The sequence below is a fragment of the Bradyrhizobium sp. URHD0069 genome (assembly GCF_000701345.1).
Taxonomy (GTDB): domain Bacteria; phylum Pseudomonadota; class Alphaproteobacteria; order Rhizobiales; family Xanthobacteraceae; genus Bradyrhizobium.
On the sequence record NZ_JNIJ01000132.1, the window covers coordinates 1 to 1,030 of the forward strand.

Sequence of the window (1,030 nt, forward strand, 5' to 3'; positions counted from 1 at the left end):
CAGCTCAATGAAAGGCCGAGAAAGACCTTGCTCTATCAGACGCCGGCTGAGAAGTTCGCAGAATGTGTTGCAGCGATCGGTTGAACTCGCCACCCATAGCGGACCATCATCAGAATTTTGAGGTGCTCATCCGACGACGACGCGTCTCGTGGCCGTGGAAATGCTGCCTCGGGCTCCATCGACATCGAGGGCGATTTGCTCGCGCGCGCGGTCGCGGAGATCGCGCGGAGCGAAAAACGTTGCACAATCTACGCGTGTATGATTGAAACCCTTGGGGCGAGGAAACAGCGAGGCAATTGCCAGCCGTTCGTTGTTTGCCGTCGATTTGGAACTGGGCGCTTTCCAATATTGAGACGGGGGCATATGAGGTCAAAAATCGGGGCGCTGCCCCTTGTGCTTGTCGGATTTTTGCTGGCGAGTTGCGCGAGTCCACGCGGCCTCGATGAACCGCCCTTGCAGATCCTGGCATTGAAGCCGGGTTACGGCCGTGTCTACTTCACCCGGCCGGGCGAACTTACGGGGTCGGCTATTCAGCCCGAGATTCGGATGAACAATGAAGTCGTGGGCAGATCTGTGCCCGGCGGGTTCTCTTATGTCGACCGACCCCCGGGGAAATACGCCGTAACAACGGCAACGGAGGTCGAAAATGCGGTTACGTTCCAATTGTCAGCGGGCGAGACGAAGTACATCAAGACAACAGTGACACCTGGCATACTCGTCGGCCATGTCACGCCGACGCTCGAATTCCCCGAGCAGGGACAATCTGACATAAGCCGCCTCAGATACGTCGGCCCCAAATTCTGATCCCTTGCGCGGGACCAACTAAATGGACGTGATGAGGCACGCTGACGATGTCAGTTCATCGGGGGTAGCGCAGCTTGCGCCTTGGTTTATGGAGTGGTCGTTCTACGCCAAATGCACGGACGTATCTCCTATTGATGCTGTGGACGGCTCCTCCACCGGCACTTGAGTGCCATGGATGTGGGCGCTGTTGAGGCTCCCACGATTCGGAGGAGCTATCCATGCTGAC

1 protein-coding gene is annotated in these 1,030 nt (G+C 57.5%); it reads left to right on the plus strand.

The window, feature by feature from the left end; genetic code table 11:
- Positions 1-453 precede the first annotated feature (453 nt).
- On the plus strand, positions 454-804 hold the full coding sequence (locus N554_RS0130605) for a DUF2846 domain-containing protein (protein WP_245283763.1): 351 nt from the start codon (positions 454-456) through the stop codon (positions 802-804).
- Positions 805-1,030 lie beyond the last annotated feature (226 nt).